22 protein-coding genes and 1 pseudogene are annotated in these 21,096 nt (G+C 62.2%); 8 read left to right on the top strand and 15 right to left on the bottom strand.

Features of this window, described 5'->3' with window-relative positions:
* Nucleotides 1–4: 4 nt before the first annotated feature.
* The 4 genes from FNL56_RS01240 to FNL56_RS01255 form a co-directional block, all read right to left on the bottom strand.
* On the bottom strand, nucleotides 5–1,033 hold the full coding sequence (locus tag FNL56_RS01240; protein WP_143577370.1) for an ABC transporter substrate-binding protein: 1,029 nt from the start codon (nucleotides 1,031–1,033) through the stop codon (nucleotides 5–7).
* Nucleotides 1,034–1,110: 77 nt separating this feature from the next.
* A complete protein-coding gene (locus FNL56_RS01245; protein WP_143577371.1) occupies nucleotides 1,111–1,947 on the bottom strand; it encodes an ABC transporter permease in 837 nt (278 codons plus the stop codon).
* The gene (locus FNL56_RS01250; protein WP_143577372.1) at nucleotides 1,944–2,642 is read right to left on the bottom strand and encodes a GntR family transcriptional regulator; all 699 of its coding nucleotides are present in this window, start codon (nucleotides 2,640–2,642) and stop codon (nucleotides 1,944–1,946) included. The genes FNL56_RS01245 and FNL56_RS01250 overlap by 4 nt, the downstream gene beginning before the upstream one ends.
* 535 nt (nucleotides 2,643–3,177) lie before the next feature.
* Nucleotides 3,178–4,377: an IS256 family transposase gene (locus FNL56_RS01255; RefSeq protein WP_143577346.1), complete on the bottom strand. Its 1,200-nt coding sequence runs from the start codon at nucleotides 4,375–4,377 to the stop codon at nucleotides 3,178–3,180.
* A gap of 514 nt (nucleotides 4,378–4,891) precedes the next feature.
* Between FNL56_RS01255 and FNL56_RS01260 the strand changes: the two genes are divergently transcribed.
* Complete coding sequence (locus FNL56_RS01260) at nucleotides 4,892–5,269, top strand: dihydrofolate reductase family protein (protein WP_246661571.1); 378 nt, start codon at nucleotides 4,892–4,894, stop codon at nucleotides 5,267–5,269.
* 348 nt (nucleotides 5,270–5,617) lie between these two features.
* Here FNL56_RS01260 and FNL56_RS01265 read toward each other — a convergent pair whose 3' ends face one another.
* From FNL56_RS01265 to FNL56_RS01280, 4 genes are read right to left on the bottom strand one after another with little or no spacing between them, the layout of a single operon-like run.
* Nucleotides 5,618–6,760: an acyl-CoA dehydrogenase family protein gene (locus FNL56_RS01265; protein ID WP_143577374.1), complete on the bottom strand. Its 1,143-nt coding sequence runs from the start codon at nucleotides 6,758–6,760 to the stop codon at nucleotides 5,618–5,620.
* Between the two features lie 54 nt (nucleotides 6,761–6,814).
* A complete protein-coding gene (locus tag FNL56_RS01270; RefSeq protein ID WP_143577375.1) occupies nucleotides 6,815–7,414 on the bottom strand; it encodes an enoyl-CoA hydratase/isomerase family protein in 600 nt (199 codons plus the stop codon).
* A 2-nt stretch (nucleotides 7,415–7,416) separates the two neighbouring features.
* Nucleotides 7,417–8,178 (bottom strand): enoyl-CoA hydratase-related protein, encoded by a 762-nt coding sequence (locus FNL56_RS01275; RefSeq protein ID WP_143577376.1) that lies wholly within the window; start codon nucleotides 8,176–8,178, stop codon nucleotides 7,417–7,419.
* Nucleotides 8,175–8,822, bottom strand: a complete 648-nt coding sequence (locus tag FNL56_RS01280; protein ID WP_143577377.1) for a TetR/AcrR family transcriptional regulator — start codon at nucleotides 8,820–8,822, stop codon at nucleotides 8,175–8,177. Before FNL56_RS01280 ends, FNL56_RS01275 begins: the two co-directional genes overlap by 4 nt.
* Nucleotides 8,823–9,071: 249 nt before the next feature.
* On the opposite strand from FNL56_RS01280, the gene FNL56_RS01285 reads away from it, so the two are divergent.
* From FNL56_RS01285 to FNL56_RS01295, 3 genes are read left to right on the top strand one after another with little or no spacing between them, the layout of a single operon-like run.
* Complete coding sequence (locus FNL56_RS01285; protein WP_246661495.1) at nucleotides 9,072–9,818, top strand: enoyl-CoA hydratase/isomerase family protein; 747 nt, start codon at nucleotides 9,072–9,074, stop codon at nucleotides 9,816–9,818.
* A gap of 23 nt (nucleotides 9,819–9,841) precedes the next feature.
* On the top strand, nucleotides 9,842–10,738 hold the full coding sequence (locus FNL56_RS01290) for an HpcH/HpaI aldolase/citrate lyase family protein (RefSeq protein WP_143581725.1): 897 nt from the start codon (nucleotides 9,842–9,844) through the stop codon (nucleotides 10,736–10,738).
* 2 nt (nucleotides 10,739–10,740) lie between these two features.
* Complete coding sequence (locus FNL56_RS01295) at nucleotides 10,741–12,666, top strand: AMP-binding protein (RefSeq protein ID WP_143577379.1); 1,926 nt, start codon at nucleotides 10,741–10,743, stop codon at nucleotides 12,664–12,666.
* A gap of 137 nt (nucleotides 12,667–12,803) precedes the next feature.
* Here FNL56_RS01295 and FNL56_RS01300 read toward each other — a convergent pair whose 3' ends face one another.
* The 3 genes from FNL56_RS01300 to FNL56_RS01310 form a co-directional block, all read right to left on the bottom strand.
* Nucleotides 12,804–13,967, bottom strand: coding sequence for an enolase C-terminal domain-like protein (locus FNL56_RS01300; RefSeq protein WP_143577380.1), 1,164 nt, complete (start codon nucleotides 13,965–13,967; stop codon nucleotides 12,804–12,806).
* Between the two features lie 14 nt (nucleotides 13,968–13,981).
* Nucleotides 13,982–15,073, bottom strand: coding sequence for a Bug family tripartite tricarboxylate transporter substrate binding protein (locus FNL56_RS01305; RefSeq protein WP_143577381.1), 1,092 nt, complete (start codon nucleotides 15,071–15,073; stop codon nucleotides 13,982–13,984).
* Between the two features lie 68 nt (nucleotides 15,074–15,141).
* Nucleotides 15,142–15,846 (bottom strand): TetR/AcrR family transcriptional regulator, encoded by a 705-nt coding sequence (locus FNL56_RS01310; protein WP_143577382.1) that lies wholly within the window; start codon nucleotides 15,844–15,846, stop codon nucleotides 15,142–15,144.
* A gap of 162 nt (nucleotides 15,847–16,008) precedes the next feature.
* Between FNL56_RS01310 and FNL56_RS01315 the strand changes: the two genes are divergently transcribed.
* On the top strand, nucleotides 16,009–17,094 hold the full coding sequence (locus FNL56_RS01315) for an amidohydrolase family protein (RefSeq protein ID WP_143577383.1): 1,086 nt from the start codon (nucleotides 16,009–16,011) through the stop codon (nucleotides 17,092–17,094).
* Here the strand turns inward: FNL56_RS01315 and FNL56_RS27520 are convergent.
* A complete protein-coding gene (locus FNL56_RS27520; protein ID WP_168204629.1) occupies nucleotides 17,091–17,243 on the bottom strand; it encodes a hypothetical protein in 153 nt (50 codons plus the stop codon). The genes FNL56_RS01315 and FNL56_RS27520 overlap by 4 nt on opposite strands.
* A gap of 194 nt (nucleotides 17,244–17,437) precedes the next feature.
* Between FNL56_RS27520 and FNL56_RS28690 the strand changes: the two genes are divergently transcribed.
* Both FNL56_RS28690 and FNL56_RS01325 read left to right on the top strand, forming a co-directional pair.
* A complete protein-coding gene (locus tag FNL56_RS28690; RefSeq protein WP_143582519.1) occupies nucleotides 17,438–17,800 on the top strand; it encodes a polysaccharide deacetylase family protein in 363 nt (120 codons plus the stop codon).
* A complete protein-coding gene (locus FNL56_RS01325; RefSeq protein WP_143577384.1) occupies nucleotides 17,800–18,081 on the top strand; it encodes a hypothetical protein in 282 nt (93 codons plus the stop codon). The genes FNL56_RS28690 and FNL56_RS01325 overlap by 1 nt, the downstream gene beginning before the upstream one ends.
* A 28-nt stretch (nucleotides 18,082–18,109) precedes the next feature.
* On the opposite strand, the gene FNL56_RS01330 is transcribed toward FNL56_RS01325, so the two are convergent.
* Entirely contained in the window at nucleotides 18,110–18,958 is an 849-nt protein-coding gene (locus FNL56_RS01330) for an amidohydrolase family protein (protein WP_168202829.1), read from the bottom strand.
* A gap of 204 nt (nucleotides 18,959–19,162) precedes the next feature.
* On the opposite strand from FNL56_RS01330, the pseudogene FNL56_RS01335 reads away from it, so the two are divergent.
* Nucleotides 19,163–19,453 (top strand): annotated as a pseudogene (locus FNL56_RS01335) (integrase core domain-containing protein); the annotation flags it as partial.
* A gap of 306 nt (nucleotides 19,454–19,759) precedes the next feature.
* On the opposite strand, the gene nthB reads toward FNL56_RS01335, so the two are convergent.
* Both nthB and nthA read right to left on the bottom strand, forming a co-directional pair.
* Nucleotides 19,760–20,422, bottom strand: coding sequence for a nitrile hydratase subunit beta (nthB, locus tag FNL56_RS01345; protein WP_143577386.1), 663 nt, complete (start codon nucleotides 20,420–20,422; stop codon nucleotides 19,760–19,762).
* Nucleotides 20,419–21,042 (bottom strand): nitrile hydratase subunit alpha, encoded by a 624-nt coding sequence (gene nthA, locus FNL56_RS01350; protein ID WP_143577387.1) that lies wholly within the window; start codon nucleotides 21,040–21,042, stop codon nucleotides 20,419–20,421. The genes nthB and nthA overlap by 4 nt, the downstream gene beginning before the upstream one ends.
* Between the last annotated feature and the right edge of the window lie 54 nt (nucleotides 21,043–21,096).

The raw sequence follows: 21,096 nt of genomic DNA on the forward strand, positions 1-21,096 counted from the left end.
GGACTCACTTGGCGGGCGCCTTAATCGCGGCCGACAGGGTCTTGGCTTCGTCGAGGCTCTCGATCACGGCGTTGGTGTACATTTCACCGGCCGTGGGCTTCTTCGGCAGATCGCCGGAATCGCCGAGGATATCGATCGAGGACTTCCACTTCTCGTCGTTCATCAGGCCGAAGCGCGCGGCGTAGTCCGGCGTGTTATAGAGCTCATAGATGATGGCGAGCTTCTTGGTCTCGAGCTTGACGTCGCGGTCCGGCGAGACCTTGACCATCTCGGTGACGGCCTTCTCCATATTGTCGCGCGTCCAGGCCAGCGACGTCAGCGTGGCGCGGACGTAGCGCTTCACGAGGTCCGGATTGGACTTCAGCAACTGTTCATTGGTGTAGATCACCGTGCCGTAGAACTTCACGCCATAGTCCTTCAGCGCGAACACCTTGGTCGGAAAGCCGCGCTCGTCGAGCGTCAGAGCCTGGCCGAAGCTGTAGCCAAACACAGCGTTGACCTGGCCAGCGGCAAGCATCTGCACTTCGGCGCCGCGCGCGACATTGACGTAGTCGACATCGTCGCGCGTCAGCTTGGCCTGGGCCAGCATCGGATCGAGAAGGCCCTTCACATTGGTCTGGAACCAGCTCAGCTTCTTGCCCTTGAGCTCCTTCGGATCGGTGAAGCCATCTTTCTTCAGTGTGATCACCGAGAACGGCGTGTCGGGCTCGTCGGCCATAACCGCGATCACCGGCAGCCCGCTGGCACGCGCCTTGATGAAGCTGTCGGCATTGGCGACGCCGAACTGCTCGCGTCCGGTGCCGATGAACACTTCGTTTTGCTGGCCGCCGGACGGCGGACGGATTTCGAGCTCGATGCCTTCCTGGGCGTAAAAGCCCTGCGCGATCCCCGCGTAATACTGCGCGTGCATCGCCCACGGCGTGAAATTCAGCCGCATCACGACCTTGTCGGCCGCGAGTGCCATGGTCTGCGCCCCCGAGATGGCTCCCGAGACAATCGACGTGGCAACGATGATGTTACGAAAAGAATACATATTTCGTCCTCCAACTGGCCGGCTGGCCCAGGTCAAATGATCGTCGCTGCCCGGCTTCGAGCGGTTTTGGCGTGTGGTCAGATGGTGGTCGTCGAGTCGTTGGCGCCATGCCGTTTCCAGGACACAAGACGCTCGATCCACGACATCAGGGCAAAGAAGGCGGTGCCGATCACGGCCAGCGCGATGATCGCGACAAACGAGCGTGCGGTGTTGAAATTAAAGCTGCCGGACAGGACAAGGTAGCCGAGGCCGTTCGAAGCGGCGAGCCATTCCGCCACGATCGCACCGAGCACCGACAACGTCGTTGCGATACGCAGTCCAGCGAAGATATACGGCATCGCATAGGGCAGCCGCAGCTTCATGAACAGCTGGCGTTCGTTGGCCGACACCGAGCGAAAGACATCGGCAAGGCCGCGGTCGACCTCCTTGAAGCCGACCATCGTGTTGATGACGATCGGAAAGAAAGCGATGGAGGCGACGATCAGGATTTTCGATCCGATGCCCGCGCCGACCCAGACCAGGATTAGCGGCGCGATCGCAATTTTCGGTACGCTTTGAAGGCCGACAAAGATCGGCATGATCAGCTTCTCGGCCAGCGCGAAGCGGATCATCAGCGCGGAAGCCGCCAGCGCGAAGATGGCGGCCGCGATGTAGCCTGTGGCGATGCTCCAGATCGTGGAGATCGAGTGCATCTGCACCAACGACCATTCATTGACGGCGAGAAGTGCAATTTCGCTCGGCGTCGGCAGCAGGAACCGCGGCACGTCGAACACGCGAACGCACGTCTCCCAGACCACCAACAGCACCACGATCAGCACTACCGGGCTCCACCTTTCGATCGTCTGACGCCAACTGCAGGGCCTCTTGCGATTAAAGGGCACGGCAACCGTTTCGGTGGCGTCGGTCATGGTCATCGATGGCTTCCTACCTTGCGGGCCGCGGATTGGTCTTCCCAAGCGACGAGATCGCGCACCGCGTGCAGGCCGAACTGGCTGTGGCGAACGCTGAGTTCGCGCAGCGCCGCGAAATCGCCTGCGCGGATCAGCCGGACCATTTCGATGTGCTGGTTCATAGAGTCCGCGATGAAACGCGGTCCCTTGAGGTAGACTAGGCGGCCGCGCTCGGCGCGGTCCCAGATGTCGTTGATAGTCGTCGCCAGCCGGCGGTTCGGGCAGTGCGACAGGATTACATCGTGGAAGCGTCGGTTGAGCGCGCCATAGGCCGGCGCATGTTCGGCGCTGGCGACCGCGGCCATCTCGATCAGTATGCCATCGAGTTCGAGCAACGCTGTGTCGTCCAGCCGCTGCGCCGCCAGACAGGTCGCCTCCGGCTCCAGCAACGCGCGGATCTCGGTGAGCTCGGCGATATCCTGCACGTTAGGCGCCGAGACGTGCGCGCCACCGTGCGGCACCAGTTCGACGAAACCGCCGGCGGCCAGCGACCTGAACGCCTCGCGCACCGGAATTTCGCTGCAGCCGAACTCTTGGGCGACGTTTTTCAGAATCAGCCGCTCGCCTGGGATCAGGGCGCCGGAAGCAATACGCTGGCGCAAATCGTCAAAGACGACGTGAGCCTTGGTCTTGAACTCCGGGCGCTCAACCTGCTTCATCGCGCAATTCCATATATAATATATTTTATAGGATCGAAAAAAGATGCCCGTCAAGTGGGCGCGCCTAAACTTTGGTCTTTAGCAAAATGGCGCGTCTTCCTGCCCATGCGAAGTCCAACGGCCAGTCCATCATCTCTCCGGGCACGGTCCGCCTTGGTCGAGAGCATACTTACCGTCGGCAAATTCCACGGCATCGGCCCTGCGACCGCCGCTCGAGTCCAGCCGCGTCATGGACCTCAGCCATTGAAGAGTTCAGATGCTCGTTGAAATCATTTCGCCTTTGACCCGTCTCCGATCGCTCCGCCTTTTGCGATCATGCCGCGAGTCCGTTCGCTTTTCTGGGCCGAGTAGCGCAACGCCAGGAAGCGAAGATCAGAACCAGGTCGAGAAGTGGTGCAGTTGCCCCAGACGTGGGGCAATATATGCTGCGCCCAAGCCAACCTTTGCTAAGGGGCAATTGTACGCCGAGATCATGCCCCGCGGCGTGGTGTAGCTTCTTGATGGCCACCCCGATTGCCGGCCACGGCCGGGCTGGTCAGGTTGCCACTGCGGGCAGCCCGACGATCGGATTATCGCTGATCGGGGCGATGGTTTCCAGCGTCATGTAGCGGGCACGCTGAACCGCCCATTCATCGTTTTGTTCAAGCAGGATGGCACCGACGAGACGTCGGATGGCAGCCTCGTTGGGGAAGATGCCGACGACCTCGGTGCGGCGCTTGATCTCGCCATTGAGGCGCTCGATCGGATTGGTGGAGTGCAGCTTGGCGCGATGCGTCGCCGGAAAGCCCATGAAGGCCAGCACGTCGGGCTCGGCCTCGTGCATCAGTCTGGCCAGCTTCGGGATGGTCGGCTGCAACTGGTCGGCGACCTTGCGCCATTGCACCCTTGCGGCTTCGGCGTCGTCCTGGGCGAAGGCGGTGGCAATGAAGGCGGAGACCACGCGCCGCCCGCTCTTGCCGGCATGGGCCAGCGCATTGCGCATGAAGTGGACGCGGCAGCGCTGCCAGCTGGCGGTCAGCACCTTCGACACCGTGGCCTTGATGCCCTCGTGGGCGTCGGAGATGACCAGCTTGACGCCGCGCAATCCGCGGCGGGCGAGCTTGCGCACGAACGCGGTCCAGAATGTTTCGGCCTCGGAGGGCCCAATGTCCATGCCGAGAATCTCGCGCCGGCCGTCATTGTTGACGCCGACCGCGATGATCGCCGCTACCGGGACGATGCGGCCATTCTGCCGGACCTTCACATAGGTGGCGTCGATCCACAGATACGGCCAGTCGCCCTCGATCGGCCGCTCCAGGAATGCATTGACGCGTTCGTCAATCTCCTCGCACAGCCGCGACACCTGGCTCTTGGAGACGCCGCTCATTCCCATCGCCTTGACCAGGTCATCGACGGAGCGGGTCGAGATGCCCTGGATGTAGGCCTCTTGAATCACCGCAGTAAGCGCCTTCTCGGCCATCCGGCGCGGCTCCAGAAAGCCCGGAAAATATGAGCCCTTGCGCAGCTTCGGGATCCGCAGCTCGACCGTGCCGGCCCGGGTCTCCCAGTCGCGTTCGCGGTAGCCGTTGCGCTGCACCAGCCGCTCCGCGCTCTTCTCGCCGTGGCCGGCACCGGTCAACGCGGCCACCTCCAGTTCCATCAGCCGCTCGGCGGCGAAGCCGATCATCTGGCGCAAAATATCCGCGTCGGGGGTCTTCTCCACGAGCGCACGAAGGTTCATCATCTCGCTGGTCATCGGTGGTTCCTCGGTTGCATTGCGTGTTGCAACCCGATCCTACCGGCGAACCGCCGGTGACCTACACATGCCGCTCGCTCGCTACAGCGCCATTTGAAAGCGCGCTTCGCGAGCGGCATGAGATCAAAAACCTACACCAACACGCGGGACACGATCTACTTGAGCTCGTACCTATCCGGGACGATCCCGTCGCACCACCGGTGTTGGTGCCAAGCGACCCGGCGGCTCCAGCTCAATAAGCGCTGCCGCCTGCCGAGCCGCCTCCTGATCCTCCGCCGCCACCTGCGATGGCTCGGCAGCTAAATGGAAGAATGAGGGCCCTGTCGACCGATACGAACCATCGCACCAAAAGTCGGCGCGGTCAGCCCACGAAACAGCTGGTTGATCTGGTCGATCGAGCAAACGGTCTGGGAGGCGTTCGAAGCCGAACGGCCAAAGCTCGTTCCGCATGCCGGCCGGTTCGACGGATTCCACGCGGTGCCGGCATCGGCCTCCACGACCCGCCTTCGTCGCGGTGCTCGGCAACGCCGTCTCCGTCGCGTATCTCGCAGAACTTGCCGACGACGGCGCGTCCTACATCGTTTCCGAACACAAGGCGATCGATCTGCCGGCAGCGCTGGAAGGGCTCGGCCGCGAACTCGGCATCAAACGACCGGCGCTGGAAGGCGGCCGCAGCATCAGTTGCTCGTTTTTCGCCGCCGACCTAATCGACGAGTTTTGCGTGATCGTCGCACCTGCCCTGGATGCACGATCCGGCAACATGCCCATCGTCGCGTTCTGCGATGCAGGGCTCGCCGGCAAGGCCGAACTGTCGCTGATCTCCTGCGAGAGGTTGGAGCACGGCGCCGTCCACCTCCGCTACACGGTGACACCGGGTCAGCCGCGGCTCTAAGGAAAACCGCAAGCATCGGTGCAGGATGGCCTGGCGGGACGGACGCTACCGGCTGATGCGCGAGGCGCGCAGTCTCCACAGCCGCGCAGTGGCGGCCCATTGCACCCCACTATTCTGTCAGCAATCGGATGATCGGGAGGCTGGGCAATGGCGGTGGTCCATCTCGCGCCAAGGCCTCAGCAAAATCAATTACTCAGGCGACCTAATCAGAGGGCTTGTGTATCACTCTGATTTGTCTTGTCAGGCAGCCGAAATCTGTCGTCAATGCAGTTTCGCGCGGCCCTTTGCCAGCGTGACCGCGGCGATCGGGTCGGCCTATTCGAGCGAAAATTTTCACGTTTCGCGCTCTTACAGTCCAAGCGTTGAAGCAATAATGTTCTTCTGGATTTCCGATGTTCCGCCGCCAATGGTCGCCAGCCGCGAGTCGCGGAAGAACCGCTGCATGGGATATTCCATGGCATAGCCGTAGCCACCGAATATCTGTAAGGACACGTCGGAAATTGTCTTGTACGATTCCGCGATGTAATACTTGATGACGGCAGTGTCGGCACGCTCGGCCTTGCCGTTCTCCATCAACCATGCATAGCGCCGAATCATCGTCTGCGCCGTATCGAGCATAATCTTCATGTCGGCAAACTTGTGCTGCGTGACCTGGAAACTGCCGATCGTCTTGCCAAACTGCTTGCGCGTCTTGGCGTAATCGAGCGCCAGCTCGAATGCGCGGCGCGCCGCTCCGATGCGCGCAGCCGACAAGCACAAGCGCTCGTAACGTAACGTATCCTCACAGATCGCCCAGCCATTGTCGAGTTGACCGAGCAGAGATGTGCCCGGCACCCGCACATCGGTGAATGATACCTCAGTCGTGCCGATTGCGCGCTGACCGAGCGTCGGGATCTTTCGCACCTCGATACCGGGTAGCTTGGTGTCGACGATAAAGGTACTGATGCCCAGCTGCTTCTTGCCCTGGTCGCTCGTGCGCAACGCCAGAAGGACATAATCGGATATGTCCATGCCGGAGGTCCACTGCTTGCGCCCGTTGATGATGAAGCCGTCACCGTCGGCGACTGCACGCGTTCTCAACGCAGCCGCGTCAGACCCCGAGTCGGGCTCCGACAAACCGAAAGCAAACGACAGTTCGCCCTTGACGGTGCCGGGCACGATGCGTTGCTTCTGCTCTTCGGTCCCGTGCTTGAGGATGGCGTAGCATCCGTAGGTGTAGTTGCGAAACAGCCAGAGCCCCAGCTCCTCGAAGTGATTGCCGGTTTCTTCCAGCAGCAAAGCGAGGTCGGTAGGCGAGCCGCCGGCGCCGCCGTACTCCTCCGGCGCGATCAGGCCCAGCCATCCGTTGCGCGCCATGGCATCGAAGGCTTCGCGCGGCGGCGAGCAGGTCTCGTCGCATTTGGCCACGTAGGCCAGGTCGCAAACGTCATCGAGCAACGCGCGAACGTGGTCGAGCATCGCTTCCTGGTCGCTGGTAATGCCGAAATTCATTTCACGATCCGTTCAATCAACTGTTTAAAGCGTATATTTGAATTTTGCGAGTTGTCAACGCTCGGCCCGGTTGGCGATCTGCAGCGCGCGGAGCAGCGGATCGCCGTCCACGACCTCGCTCACGATGCCCCAGCGCCGGGCCCGCTCTGCATCAAATGGCCGGCCGGTCAACGCGGCATGCGCGATGCCGCGCGGGCTGGTCATTTGCGTGGCGGCCTTGACGATCTGGGCGCCGGGCACGAGGCCGAAATTGATTTCGGGGAGACCGAAGCGCGCGTCTCTGCCCGCGATGACGACGTCGGACGCGGAAAGGATCGGAAGCGCCCCGCCGAAGCAGTAGCCCCGCACGGCGGTAATGACGGTCTGCGTAAGCTGGCGCAGCAGATGCGTGCGCCAATGGTCGGTCGCGATCCGCGCACGGCGCAGCAGATCCGGCGGCCGGGTGGAACTGTCGAAGAAGTCCTTCATATCCATGCCGGCCGAGAAGTGACCGCCGATGCCGTGGAAGATCACCGTATGCACCGCTGTATCGTCGCGGGTACGAAGCAACTGCGCCTCCATCGCCAGTGTCAGTTCCACACCAATGGCATTGCGCTTGGCTGCGCGGTCAAGCCCGATGAGACGGATGCCGCCGCGATCCTCGACCTGGAGCATGGTCAGCTCCCGAGACCGGGCTTGCTGGTGCCCGCGAGAAAACTCTCGACCGCCGCCGCACGCGCCGACGGTCTGCCAGCCTGCAGCGACTTGAGCTCGGCGAATTTGGCAGCGTTGTAGTCAAGCACGGCGTCCCAATCCATACTCGGAACGTGGCGCAGGGTCTGCTTGGTAAACTGCAGGGCGAGCGGATCCTTCTCCAGCAGGCTTGCCAGCAGCGCGCCGGTCTCGCCGTCGAGCTCGGCCGACGGAAAACTCAGCGTCGCGAGACCATTGCGCTCCGCCTCGATGCCGTCGAAAGGCCGACCGTCGAGCGCATGCTGGCTGATCGAACGTCGGGTCATGACCAATGACATCACTTGCGCAACAGGCCCGCCCATGAAGCCGCCGCTGTTCGCTTCGTCGAGTCCGAACTCGGCGTCATCGGCGACGTAGACGATGTCGCAAGCTGCCACGAGCGCGAGCACGCTGCCATGCCAGGCGCCGCGCAGTTTCGCGACAACGGGCTGCGGCATGTTGCGGAGCTGTCGCACCAGATCGCCGCAGACACCGGACGTCACGGTCCCGCGGACGCCGCCGGCTCCGCAGGACAAGACGACGACACGAACCAGTTCGTCCGCCGCTCGTTCCTGCAGTTCGGCGCGCAAGACCTGAACGAGCGCCGGGGTGAAGTCGCTGTGTTCGAATGACAGCGTCAGCACGCCAGCGTCGACCCGCGCGGACAGGCCACGGTCAGTCACCTGCTCGGAATGCATCTCGCTCATGGCGCACGAAATCCCGCTGCGGCAAATCGGACGAGTTCGGCCAATGCGGTTTCGGGTTCCACCGTGTCGATCCCGTCATGGGTGATCGACTCGATGCGGCCGGGCATGGCCATGGTGTAGACCATCGAGCCCAGCAGGAAATGAAATCGCCAGTGCAGCGTGTGGTTCGGCAGGTCAGGCAAAGCCTTTGCAAGCGCCTTCAGAGCCATCTCGCTGGTCCGGTTGAAGGCCTGGCTGAGCGCAGCCCGCCTTACTTCCTCGCGTTCGAAGGCCATGCGCGCGCGCATCATCGAGAAAGCCATACCATCCGGCGTGCCCAGTGCCTCGAGGCCGGGGCGAAGGAAGGCGGCGAGGATGTCTTCCAGCACCGGCCTGCCGGACGTATCGGGCTCGAGCTGGCCAAGCAATTCTTCACGTCGGTCGGCGATCGGTTGGGCGCGCCTGGAAAACAGCTCCTTGAGAACGGCTTCCTTTGAACCGAAATGATAATGCGCGGCCGCGGTGTTGACGCCGGCAGCAGCCGTGATCTCGCGCAAGCTGACGGCATCAATTCCGCGCTCGCTGAACAGCTTTTCCGCCGCTAGAAGAATGCGTTCGGGCGTGCCTGAGGCCATGTCCGCCGTTTGCTCGGCCAGTTTCGACATACCCGTCTCATCCTTGGTTCGTCGACCCACCTTAAGGTCAGCCGCAGTTTAAATCAAACGCTTGCTTCACTCAAGCGCTTGAGTTAGATCTTGGCCTCTCTTGGCATATGGGTCTTTTCCCGTGACGGCTGCGGCCGGGCTTCCACGACGATGATCAACGACATCCGAAACGGCATCCGACAAGGCTCGTTCGCCATGACCAGCGCTCCGCGATCGCCAGAAACATTGAACGTCTCCGTGCAGGGTCAGGTGGCGATCGTCGCCATGAACCGCCCTGAGGCGATGAACGCCATCAGCATGCAGATGCGCGCGGACTTGCGCGAAACGCTCGAGACGCTGCGGCGCGATCCCGACATCGGCGCGGTGGTGCTCACCGGCAATGGCGAGAAGGCATTTTCAGCCGGCATGGACCTGCGCGAGTTTGCGCAGACCAATGCCGGCATGCCGGTGGCCGAGATGAAGCGTTTCCGCTGGGCCCAGGCAGAAGGCATTGCAGCGTTCGACAAGCCTATAATCGCCGCGGTCAACGGCGTCGCGATCGGCGGCGGCCTCGAACTAGCGCTGCTTTGCGATCTGGTCTTCGCAGCCGAGAACGCGACCTTTGCTTTTGCGGAAATCAAGCGGGGCTTGATGCCCGGCAATGGCGGCACGCAGCGTCTGTCGCGCCGCATCGGTCAGGCGCGCGCCCTCGAAATGATTTTGACCGGCCGCAGCGTGAGCGCGGAAGAAGCGCTGGCGCTGGGACTCGTCGAATACGTGGTGCCGAAAGCCGAACTGCTGGGAAAGGCCGTGGCCCTCGCCGCACAGATGGCCGCACAGGCGCCGGTCGCAGTGCGCTCAGCCAAGGCCGCGATCGTCCGCGGGGCCGAACTCTCGCTCGATGACGGCATACGGCTGGAGCAGGACCTGGCAGCTTTCCTCTACACCACCGAAGACGCCCAGGAAGGCCCGCGCGCCTTTCTGGAGAAACGAGCGCCGGTCTGGCGCGGTTGCTAGTCGACCCACGTGAAAAGAGAACCATGTCAACCACGTCTACCCCCATCTACCGTACGCTGCTGTTCGCACCTGGCAGCCGCCCCGAGCTTCTTGCCAAGGCACAAACCGGAGACGCCGATGCGCTGATCTTCGACCTCGAAGATTCCGTTCCGCTCAACGCCAAGGACGAAGCCCGGCAGAACATTGCCGGTGTTCTGGCCGCGGGACTGGCAAAACCAATGTTTTTGCGCATCAGCAACCCGCGCGCTGGCGATACAGCTGCCGATCTTGCCGTGCTGGAACACGCGCGCGATCTTTCGAACGTGGCTGGCGTGATCCTGCCGAAGGCGGATACCGACGCTGACGTGCTCGCGGTCGCAGCACTGCTTACCGCTCTCGAAGACAAGCTGGGTGCAACCGCAGACCATCTGCGGATCCTCCCGCTGATCGAAACCTGCCTGGGTCTGCGCAATACCTTCGACATGGCCCGCGCCTCGTCGCGAGTCTGCGGCATGTCGCTGGCCAGCGCCGAGGAAGGCGACTTCATGGTCGACCTTGGCGGACGCTGGACGCCTCAGAGTCGCGCACTCGCTTATGCGCGAGGCAAGACGGTAGCCGACGCACGAGCCGCCGGTCTCCAGTGGATCGTCGATGGCGTCTTCATGAATCTGCACGACACCGACGCGCTTCGGACGGAATGCGAGATCGCCCGCGAACTCGGCTTTGTGGGCAAGATGGCCATTCACCCAACTCAGGTCGCGGTCATGCACCAGGTGTTTTCGCCGAGCGAAGCCGAAGTCGAATACGCCACCGGGCTTGTAATCGCCTTCGAAGAAGCCGAGGCGCGCGGCGTCGGCGCCGTCAGATATCGCGGCATGATGGTCGATTATGCCAATGTGCGTCTGGCGCGGCGCACGCTGTCGCTGGCGAAAGCCCGCTGACCATGATGGCCGACCTCGCCACAGCCGCCGCAGCGTCGCTCGAACTTGCCATTGACGGCACCAGCGGCCCACGGCGCCACTATCCGATGCTGCGCACGGCGGCCGACGTCATCGCAATCGAACGCGTTCCGCTAGAGCAGCGTATCACCCAATGGGACTTTGCACTTAGCCTGCTCGACGGCTGCCGCATCGATCCTCACCGCGCCGCTCTGCAGATAACACACAACGGGCAGATCGACGGCCCGCTGATCACCTGGAGCTTCCAGGATCTCGAACATCGTGCGCTGCAGATTGCCAATCTGTTGCGGGCCGGCGGCCTTGGCAAAGACGACGTGGTCGCCATCGTCAGCCCGACGGTGCCGGCGCTGTTTCCTCTACTCATCGGCGGCCTGCTCGCCGTGCGGCCTTTTCCGATCAACTGGATGCTCAACGCGCAGGCGTTGCGCGACCTGATCGAGAGCGCCGGTGCGAAGGCGGTTGTCGCGCTCGGCCCGACACCGGGCTTTTCGATCTGGGAGAACGTCAGCGCTGCCCTTGCCGGGATGACCGCGCCGCCGCAACTGTTCTCGCTTCATGATCCTTTTGCCCCGGCTCATGCGAACGACCTGATCGAGGCCGCTGCCGCCCACCCGCACGACAGGCTGGCGTTTCCCCGCCAGACAGCGGAGCGCGACAGTGTCGCCTGCTATGTGCATTCGGGCGGCACGACCGGCCATCCGAAAATCGTGCAGCTGCTGCACGGCGGGCTCGTCTACCGGCAGTGGGCCGCCAACCTGTGCCTCGGCTTCACGCCGGACGACGTCGTGCTGTCCGACACGCCTCTTTTCCACATCGGAGGACTGCTGGTCCGCGGTCTCGTGTCGACTGCGGACGGCCACACCACCGTCATTCCCAGCATGCACGGCGCGCGCGACAAGGCTTATATCGCATCGTATTGGCGCTATGTGGAGCGCTTTTGCATCACCCAGATCTCCGGCGTGCCTACCTCGCTGTCAGTGCTGGCGAAAAACCCGCCGACCACCGAGGACATCAGCTCGCTGCGCCCTTACTTTGCAACCGGTTCGACCGCAATGGCGCCCTCCGTGCAAAAGAGCATCGCCGAGATTACCGGCGCACGGGCGCTGCAGACCTACGGCCTGACGGAAAACACCAGCCACGCGACGGTGGATCCCAGGGACGGCGAACAGCGACGCGGCTATTCCGGAATCCGGGTGGCCTATATGAAGCTCCGCATCGTTAAGATGGCATCCGACGGCACCGTCGAGCGCGACTGCGCACCCGGCGAGGACGGCATGGTGCTGGTCGGCGGCCCTGGTGTTGCCGGCGGATACCTCGACCCGGCGCAAAACCGCGGCACCTTCCTGCCCGACGGGTTCTTCGTCACCGGGGACCTCGGCCAGATGGATGCCGACGGCTACTTGCGCATTAGCGGCCGGCAGAAGGACATGATCATTCGCAGCGGACACAACATCGAGCCCGGCCTGATCGAAGACGCGTTGTTGCAGTCGCCGGCCGTCGCGCAGGCCGCCGCCATCGGCAAACCCGATCAATATGCGGGCGAACTCCCGATTGCCTATGTGGAGCTCCATCCTGGCGCCAAGATCACGGCCGAGGAGCTGCTGCGCTTCGCCACCGATCGGATTCCCGAGCGGCCGGCGGTGCCAAAGGAAATCATCTTCCTCGACAAATTGCCGCTGACCGCGGTCGGGAAGCCCGTCAAGCACCTATTGCAGTCGGACGCCGCTCAGCGCGTGTTCAACGAAGCGCTGCGCGAGTTGAGCGGCCGGTGGCGGCTGGATGTCGTGCACACCGGCGGCGCGCTGAAGACCACCTTCGTCATGCTCGGCGCCCAGCCGGGCTTGCGGGAGCGCGCTGAGGAGATTTTGTCGAGCTTCTCCACGGCTTACTCCATCCGCCAGGAGGACTGATCGCGTCTGTCCGGAATGACCTACGCCGTACTGGCGGCCTGACAGGTGGTGCGTGCCGTTCAGGCAATCAAAAAACCTGCAGAGCAGTCGCGATTGCGATCGGTGACGATCATGAGGCTGCCCGGTTCAGGTAAGCGCTACGCTTCCGTGATCGTCCGCATGATTTGGTAGAGGCCGGGCTGGGCCTCGAAGCCAATGCCGGGATAATCCGGCACAGCGATTTCGCCGTCATCCACGTCCATGCCATCGGCAAAGCCGCCAAATGCCGCGAACACCCCGGGATAGGCCTCGCACCCGCCGAGGCCGAGGCCAGCCACGAGCGCAAACGACATCATGTTTCCGCCATGGGGAAAGATCCGCTGACGCGAGCCACCGAGCGCCTCGACACGCGCAACCATCTGAGCGTATGCAGTTACGCCATAGGCCTGCGGCGGATCGACCTGCAGGATGTCACGATCCCTGCGAAAGCCACCGAACTGAAACAGATTCTCGACGTCCTGCTGGCAGAACAGGTTTTCGCCCGTTGCCAGTGGAGCATCATAAGATTCCGCCAACCGCGCGAACGTCGCGTAGTCCAGCGGGCCGCACGGCTCCTCGAACCAGCGCAGGCCCAACGGCGCGAGCACTCTGCCGTAGCAAAGCATGCGCTCTACCGAGAGCGCCGCGTTGGCGTCAACCGCAAGACGGTCTCCAGCCCCGATCAGCGCAATCGCGGACTCGATCCGAGCGAGATCGTCCTTAATGGATACACCGCCGACCTTGATCTTGAGACGCGTATAGCCGTTGCCAAGGTGGCGCTCGACCTCCTCGGTTAATGACTTCAAATCGTTTTCCGGCTTGTACCATCCGCCGCCGACGTAACACGGCACCTTCCGCAAGGGCGTGCTGCCGAATCGCTCGGCGAGAACGTGCCACAGCGGCCGGTCCAGGATTTTTGCCACGGCATCCCAGACCGCCGTCTCGATAGTGCCGATTGGGACCGAGCGTTCGGCATCGCCGCCGGGCTTCTCGCGCATCATCATGCGCTGCATGACCTTAACCGGATCGATGATGCCGGCCTCGTCGAGCAATGAATCCGGCGCTGCCGAGAGAATGCGCGGCACGAAACGCGCACGCATGGCCGCGCCGCAGGCGTAGCGGCCTGTCGAGTTGAACGCATAGCCGATGACAGGTTTGCCGCCGCGCATGACGTCGGTCACGACCGCGACAACTGATGTAGTCATTTCGGAAAAGTCGAACGCGGCATTCCGCATCGTCGACGCAACGGGTACGGATGTCTCGCGGATGTCGGAGATACGCAAAGGATATCCGATCGTTAGACGGGCTTGATACCGGCCTTCGCAACGATGTCGCGCCACTTCGGCACTTCGTCGGTAATGCGCTTCTGCATGCCTTCGGGGCCCTTGGCGATCACCTCGAAGCCGTTGTTGCGCAGCTGCTCAGCGAGCTTTTGATCCTTGAGAACCGCGATTGTTTTCGCGGCCAGCAGCTGAACGATTTCTGGGGGCGTCTTGGCCGGCGCGAGGAAGCCATGGAAGGTGTCGGCAATGAAATCCTTGTAGCCGACTTCCACCATGGTGGGCACGTTCGGCAGGTCGAACCACCGACTGGTGCCAGTGACAGCCAGCGCCCGGAGGGCACCGCTCTCGATGTGGGGATGTGCCGGCGGCAGCGCGGCCGAACAGACCTGCACCGTTCCGCTGAGGATGGCCTGGATCGCCGGCCCCGCCCCCGGGAACGGAAGGTGGGTCATATTCATGCCGGCTTCGATTTTGAGCAGTTCAGCTGACAGATGCGGTGTCGTGCCGACGCCGGGGCTCGAGTAGTTGAGCAGGTTCGGGTCTGCTTTGGCGCGCGCGACCAGTTCCTCGATCGAGGTGATCCCCGTTTTGGGATCGACCAAAAACACGTTCGGCGACGTCCCAAGCTCGGCAATTGGAGTGAAATCATTGTAGGGATCGTAGGGAATTTTCGCGTAAAGGCTGGGATTGACAACGTAGGCGCTCGACGTGACCAGCAGCGTGTAGCCGTCCGCTTCGGAATGCGCGGCAATGCCGATGCCGATATTGCCTCCGGCGCCCGCGCGGTTTTCCACGATGACGGTGCCGCCGATCGCGTTGCCGAGATTGGCCGCGACAAAGCGCGCCATGATATCGGTCGGGCCGGCGGGAGCGAAGGGAACGATGATCTTGACGGGTCGTACGGGATAATTGGCCGCCCGCGCTCCGCGCGGGAACAGCCCCATAGCTGCGGCGCCCGCAAAAGCCGTGGCGCGCAGCATGCTACGCCGTGACAGGCTGCCTGAATGTTGTTTCAACATAGCGTTTTCCCCCAACCGGCATTCTGTGTTGCCGTGATTTATTGTCGTTAGGCCTTCGTCTGCGTGGATATTTCGGCCACATCGCATTGCATGATTGCAGCGCGAGTATTCATTCTAGAAGCTCAGCACCCAACCTCTAGGTCGAGCGCGAGCGCTCATTTGCTCCGCCGTTTTGCTGCCAGCTTCGGTTTCGGGTCCGGCTTCGAGCGAAATCCCGCGGCAAGAAACGGAATGATATGCGCGAGCGCGTCTTCCACGCGGCCGGGATCGCATCGCCCGTCAGTCAGCGACTGTATGCGGCCGGCGTCTGCCATCGTGTAGAACATCGTGCCCAGCATGAAATGGAAACGCCATTCCAGGTCGGCTCTGGGCAAATCCGGCAGCGCGCGACTTAGCGCATCGAGAAACTTGCCGCTCGATTCATCGAACGCGTTCGTCAGGATGCGGCGACTGACCTCTTCGGGCTCCGTCGCCAGCCGGGCGCGAAGCTTGACGAAGGCACGACCGCCAAACCGTTCATCCGAACCGATCGTCAGGGCCGGCCGAAGAAAGGCTTCCAGCATGCGCTCGAGCGACGGCGCGTCGTCGAGATCGATCTCCGATAGCAGACGCACGCGCTCTTCGGCAATCGGCTTGGCGCGGGCGCTGAAGATCTCGGAAAGCAGCTGCTCCTTCGATCCGAAATGATAATGCAGCGCAGCAAGGTTGACCCCTGCCGCTGACACGATCGTGCGAATGCTGACAGCGTTCCAGCCGTGCTCTGCGAACAATTGCTCCGATGCGTCCATCAAGCGCTGACGTACCGACGATTTGCCGGGCGCGTCATCCAGGAGTCTTGCGAGGGCTGAAACGCGGGGCATCGGATCTCTTGACTAAAACAAACGTTCGTTTCAATAAGTCGTTTGTCGGGACGGTGTCAAGCGAAAGCCGGTACAGCCCCGGTGGAAGGTTCGACCAACGAACCACACAGGTCGGTCCGAGCGCCTTGCGGCGCAGGCCGTCGTTACAGGGGGGCCAACGTCATGACCACACGCCGCACTTTCCTGAAAGGCCTCGCCGGCCTGAGCTTCTGCAGCTGCGGCATGCTCGATGCCGCACATGCGCAACAGCAGGCGCCGCGCCGCTTGCCCGTGATGGTCGGCGGCAAGCGCGTCAAGACCATCGACGTTCATGCGCATTGTCTGTTTCATGAATCGCTCGAGCTGATGGGCGACGAGGTCGCCGGCATTCTGCCGCCGACCAAGGGCCAGCAAGAACATTTCATTGTGATGCAAGACCGCCTGCGCGCGATGGACGCCATGGGGATCGACATGCAGGTGCTGTCGATCAACCCTTACTGGTATCGCAAAGACCGCGACCTTTCGGCCAGGATCGTTCAGATCAACAACGAGAAGCTCGCTGAGCTGTGCGCCTCGCAGCCCGATCGATTTGCCGCCTTTGCGTCGCTGTCACTGCAGCATCCCGACCTCGCTGTCCAGGAGCTCGAGGACGCGGTGAAGAAGAAGGGCCTCAAGGGCGCCGCCGTCGGCGCCAACGTGGAAGGCGCCGACTTCTCCAATCCCCGCTTTCATCCGGTCTGGGCGAAAGCCGAAGAACTCGGAGCCACACTGTTCATTCATCCGTATCGGCTGGGCGAGCTGTCGTCCCGCTTCAAGGGCAATGGCTGGCTGGCCAACGTGATCGGAAATCCGCTCGACACGACGATTGCGCTCCAACGCCTCATTTTCGATGGCGTGCTGGACAAATTTCCGAAGCTCAAGGTGCTGTCAGCTCACGGCGGCGGATATCTGCCGTCCTATGCGCCGCGCTCCGACCATGCGTGCTTCGTCTCGCCAAAGAACTGCGATCCTGCCATTCAGCTGAAGAAGAAACCCACCGAGTATCTCAATCAGATGTATTTCGACTCCCTGGTCTTCACGCCGGAAGCGCTTCGGCATCTAGCCGCGCAGGTCGGCGCGAGCCAGCTTATGCTCGGCACCGACCAGCCAATCCCTTGGGAGGAGCATCCCGTCGACCACGTGTTCGCGACGGACAGTCTGAGCGAGAGTGAGAAGATCGCGATCCTGGGCGGAAATGCTGCGCAACTGCTCGGCATCAAGACCGGCTAAGCGTCAACGACGAATGTGTTTTTTGTCACCCAGGGCTGGCCACGATCGTCGTCACCCGTGAAATCGGAGGCATCGGCGCGCTTGAGAACCGTGTCGGCTGACCTCTGGCTTCCCGTAATTTCGCGAATTGAGAAAATAAGGATGGTCATGATTACATCGAAACTTCCGCGCAGCTAGCCTGCCTAGCGAAAGATCGCGCTTTCCGTCAGCGTCATGCTCGAGAGCTGGACCGACGACAGCGCGCCCGGCATCGGGCCGATGGGCAATCAGCTGAAAGCCGGCGTGCTCGACCTGCAAGGCCAGTCCTGGGCGGCCTTATCGTCTCGAGGTTGGCGCATGGCGCCTGCTCGACACGCTTGCCGTCGCCGACGTCAAAGCAGTTTTCTATGTCAGTGGCATTCTCGCCGAGCTTTATCCGCCGCTGATGAAGGCGATCGTCGCTGCCCGACACCACATCTCCGCGCACAGCTGGGGCCAAAATATCGTGCCAGCCTATCAGACGCGGGACGAAGAGAAGGCAGATCTGCTCAAGTGCATCAACGCAATTGAGCAGTCTCCCACAGGCGCCCCCGCGGCTGGATCAGCCCACGCTGCAAGCCAAGCCAGCGCACGTCCGAGTTGTTGGCCTAGGCAGGTTTTGCTTGGCATGGCGACATCTTTAACAGCGACATGCCCTACCCGCTCGAGACTTCGGCCGACTCATTGATGGCGGTGCTGTTCACCCTGGAAGTGAACGACATGTCCCTCTACATCTGCTACGGTAACGAACCGGAAGCCTTCACGCGCGTGTTGCGACAAATCATCGAGAATGTGAACAGCATGTCCCGGACGCCGTTCTGCCTAGACATTACCGTCCACGCCCATGTCTTCGGGCGTCCCTTCGGCGCGATCGAATTTGCCAAATCGCTGGACCTGGCAAAGCGGCACACGACGACGTGGCTGACCAACCACGCCGAACTGGCAAATCGATTCGCGGAGGCGGTCTGAGAGCGACCGAACGAATCCCCCCTGGCCGTCACGACGCGCTACCGGTCGGCGACCATCCATAGGTCTTCGTACAGGCGCCACCCATCAGCATCGCACGCTCCGCGTCACTGATGCGGCTGGTGTTGCGAAAGCACTCGACGGCCTGCTGGTAGTCGACGATGGAGATTGCGCGCGTCCAGTCGGTGCCCCAAAGGCAGCGATCAAATCCCCAGGCGTCGAACACGCGGGCGAGTGGATCCCAGATGTCCGGAAACGGATACGGCTGCCGCGACAGCGTACAGGCGCCGCTCACCTTGATCACGACGTTGGTGCGCTCGGCAAGCTTGAGCACCTTCGGCAGATGACCCCAGGGATCCCGCGCCGGGGGCTGCTGCGGCAATTGCATGATGCCGAGATGATCGAGAACGAATCGGACGTTGGGATGACGGCTGATCACCGCAATTCCGGCATCAAGATTGTCCCAGCAAAGCATATTGACGGGAAAGTCATGACGAACGGCTTCCCGGAGGATGCGGTCGAGGCCGGGGTCGGCAGGATCGCGCCGCTCGTCCTTGGTCAGCATGATGCGGATGCCCACTGCGCCTGGCGTGCTCTTCCATTCGGCAATGACGTCGGCAACGTTGCGATCATCGGGATCGACCGGCTTGACGATGGCGATCCGGCCGGGATGGGCTCGCTGCACGTCCACGGCGTAACTGCCGTCATAGCGATACATCGAAAACGGCGAGACCAAAATCGCGCCATCGACAACGACCTCGTCCATTGCCGCCACCATCTCGTCGCCCGTCGCGTGATCAGGCCAGTCCGGCACGATGTGCCAGGGGCGCCCGGGCGAATTCGCCTCATAAGCGTGAACCTGAGAGTCGATGATTTTCACCGGCGCTTTCCTTTGCATTTTCTCACACGGACGCGACGCGCGGTCACGATGCCGGTTTCTTCCATGGCGGGGCGAACGCTATCCAACAATCCGCGTGAGGTGAATGCCACGGTCTCGGTATCCACCCCTACGTCGATTCGAGCCGATACCAAAGTCGGGCTGGGTCCAGGGCCATGCCGGTGTCCGGTGATTACGATTGAAAGACACATTCGTTCTGACAACGGCTCAGAGTTCGCTGCAAAAGCTGTGCAAGACTGGATCGCGGCGGTGGGTGCGAAGACCGCCTACATCATGCCAGGCAGCCCATGGGAGAATGGCTTCATCGAGTCATTCAATGCGCGGCTTAGCGACGAGCTTTTGGACGGCGAGATCTTCTACTCACTGGCCGAGGCTAGGATCGTGATTGAAAGTTGGCGTCGGCATTAAAACACCGTCCGCCCTCACGGCTCGCTGGGTTATAGGCTACCAACCCCGAGGTCTTCGTGCCCGCAATGACCGCGCGGTCGGCTTCGCAACCCTCATCAGCTACGCCGACGCGCTGGCACCCAATTCACCCATGCACTAACATCCCAACTGGACCCGTCAGTGGGGGCCGATCATCCATGCCGCAGCCGGAGGTCCATTTTGCCTCTCGTCTCTCAATGGCACCAGAATGCTTGGAACCAGCCAGCATTCTGATGCAGAACCAAGCTCATTGAGAAAGCCTGCGCCTCCCCAAGGCTCGCGAAATACCGGGTCTTCGTCGTCCTGCGGAATGCCCGGGACAGCCGCCCTCGCGCGTGGCAGCCGGGGTATCGACGGTCATGGCGCCAGTTCCAGATAGGGCTCGAAAGCTTCGATGGAAACTTTCAACGTAGGATCGCCATCCGCGCCCCAAAGCTCTGCGCTATCGAACACGACAGTATAGAGCCACTGCGGATTTTCGCCGTTGTCATGGGCCGCGGTATCGGGAAATACATGGCAGCCGTGGACGCGTTCGATCCCGCCGAGATGACCGCGTACGTAGCGTGGCAGCCGCGTGTGCGTAGCCGGATGGATATTCCTGACACGCACGCGATCGCCGACCTTGAACACCGCAGGCGCTGGCGCCGTGCGGCCAAACACGCCGCGCACCATCACGCGTTCGACCTGGTCGCGCGTGAAGCCGCCGTGCTTTAGAGTCTTTGGCGCTTCGACTTTATGGCCCGCCTCGATCTCCTCGACGGTTACATATCCCTTGGCCGCGAGCACGTCCTCCAGGCCAAGCAGCCACTTCTGATAGTAGCTGCTCGACAGATAGACATCGGGCGGTAGCGTCTCGCGATAGAAGCGCGAAGCATCGATATTGAAGGCGCCAGCCGCGCCCATGGCGCGCACCATCGCCAGCACACGGCCTTCCCACTCCTCATGAAACATCGGCTCATTCGGCTCGGCCTCGACCTTGCCGAAGCCGTCCATGCCGCCCATGTCGTGAACGCCGTTCATGATGACACTCCTGGCGCCTGCGCGAGTCCCGTCCCGATCATCGAGTCGCGCGAGACCAGTTCGGCAAGCTGCGTCTCGCTCCAGCCTTCCGTGCCCTCCGGCCGCATCGGCAGCACCAGGAAGCGGGTTTCCGCGGTGGAATCCCAGACGCGGATCTCGACGTCCTTCGGCAGGCTGACACCGAAATCCAAGAGCACCCCGCGCGGATCCTTCACCGCACGCGAGCGGTACGGCGCGGCCTTGTACCAGACCGGCGGCAAGCCAAGCATTTCCCAGGGGTAACAGGAGCACAGCGTGCAAACGACCATGTTGTGACGTTGCGGAGTGTTCTCGACCACGACGAGATGATCGCCGACCCGGCCAAGCGCACCGATGGCCTTGCTGCCGTCTTCCAACAGCGCCTGGCGGAATGCCGGATCGGTCCATGCTCTGGCCACGACCTGCGCGCCGTTTCGCGGCCCGATCCGGGTCTCGTAGGCCTGGATGATGTCGTCCAGCGCGGCGGAATCGACATAGCCCTTTTCGGTCAGGATCGTCTCGAGCGCCCGCACGCGCAATTCGGTCTCCGAAAGCTCGGAATGATCGTGATCATGGTGATGGTCGTGATGATTCTTGGTCATGCTGTTACCATTGCGCCTGAAATTTCACCCGAATCTACACGGATCTGGCGGCCA

Source organism: Tardiphaga sp. vice304 (assembly GCF_007018905.1).
Taxonomy (GTDB): Bacteria; Pseudomonadota; Alphaproteobacteria; order Rhizobiales; family Xanthobacteraceae; genus Tardiphaga.

Excerpts from the sequence above, each read along its gene's own strand:
- FNL56_RS01325 (WP_143577384.1), top strand. The coding sequence starts at position 17,800 with ATGGCGGTGCTGTTCACCCTGGAAGTGAACGACATGTCCCTCTACATC.
- FNL56_RS01250 (WP_143577372.1), bottom strand. The coding sequence starts at position 2,642 with ATGAAGCAGGTTGAGCGCCCGGAGTTCAAGACCAAGGCTCACGTCGTC.
- FNL56_RS01275 (WP_143577376.1), bottom strand. The coding sequence starts at position 8,178 with ATGAGCGAGATGCATTCCGAGCAGGTGACTGACCGTGGCCTGTCCGCG.
- FNL56_RS27520 (WP_168204629.1), bottom strand. The coding sequence starts at position 17,243 with ATGACCATCCTTATTTTCTCAATTCGCGAAATTACGGGAAGCCAGAGG.
- FNL56_RS01265 (WP_143577374.1), bottom strand. The coding sequence starts at position 6,760 with ATGAATTTCGGCATTACCAGCGACCAGGAAGCGATGCTCGACCACGTT.
- FNL56_RS01280 (WP_143577377.1), bottom strand. The coding sequence starts at position 8,822 with ATGTCGAAACTGGCCGAGCAAACGGCGGACATGGCCTCAGGCACGCCC.
- FNL56_RS01310 (WP_143577382.1), bottom strand. The coding sequence starts at position 15,846 with ATGCCCCGCGTTTCAGCCCTCGCAAGACTCCTGGATGACGCGCCCGGC.
- FNL56_RS01240 (WP_143577370.1), bottom strand. The coding sequence starts at position 1,033 with ATGTATTCTTTTCGTAACATCATCGTTGCCACGTCGATTGTCTCGGGA.
- FNL56_RS01315 (WP_143577383.1), top strand. The coding sequence starts at position 16,009 with ATGACCACACGCCGCACTTTCCTGAAAGGCCTCGCCGGCCTGAGCTTC.
- FNL56_RS01290 (WP_143581725.1), top strand. The coding sequence starts at position 9,842 with ATGTCAACCACGTCTACCCCCATCTACCGTACGCTGCTGTTCGCACCT.
- FNL56_RS01305 (WP_143577381.1), bottom strand. The coding sequence starts at position 15,073 with ATGCGATGTGGCCGAAATATCCACGCAGACGAAGGCCTAACGACAATA.
- nthA (WP_143577387.1), bottom strand. The coding sequence starts at position 21,042 with ATGACCAAGAATCATCACGACCATCACCATGATCACGATCATTCCGAG.
- FNL56_RS01255 (WP_143577346.1), bottom strand. The coding sequence starts at position 4,377 with ATGACCAGCGAGATGATGAACCTTCGTGCGCTCGTGGAGAAGACCCCC.
- nthB (WP_143577386.1), bottom strand. The coding sequence starts at position 20,422 with ATGAACGGCGTTCACGACATGGGCGGCATGGACGGCTTCGGCAAGGTC.
- FNL56_RS01270 (WP_143577375.1), bottom strand. The coding sequence starts at position 7,414 with ATGCTCCAGGTCGAGGATCGCGGCGGCATCCGTCTCATCGGGCTTGAC.
- FNL56_RS01245 (WP_143577371.1), bottom strand. The coding sequence starts at position 1,947 with ATGACCATGACCGACGCCACCGAAACGGTTGCCGTGCCCTTTAATCGC.
- FNL56_RS01295 (WP_143577379.1), top strand. The coding sequence starts at position 10,741 with ATGATGGCCGACCTCGCCACAGCCGCCGCAGCGTCGCTCGAACTTGCC.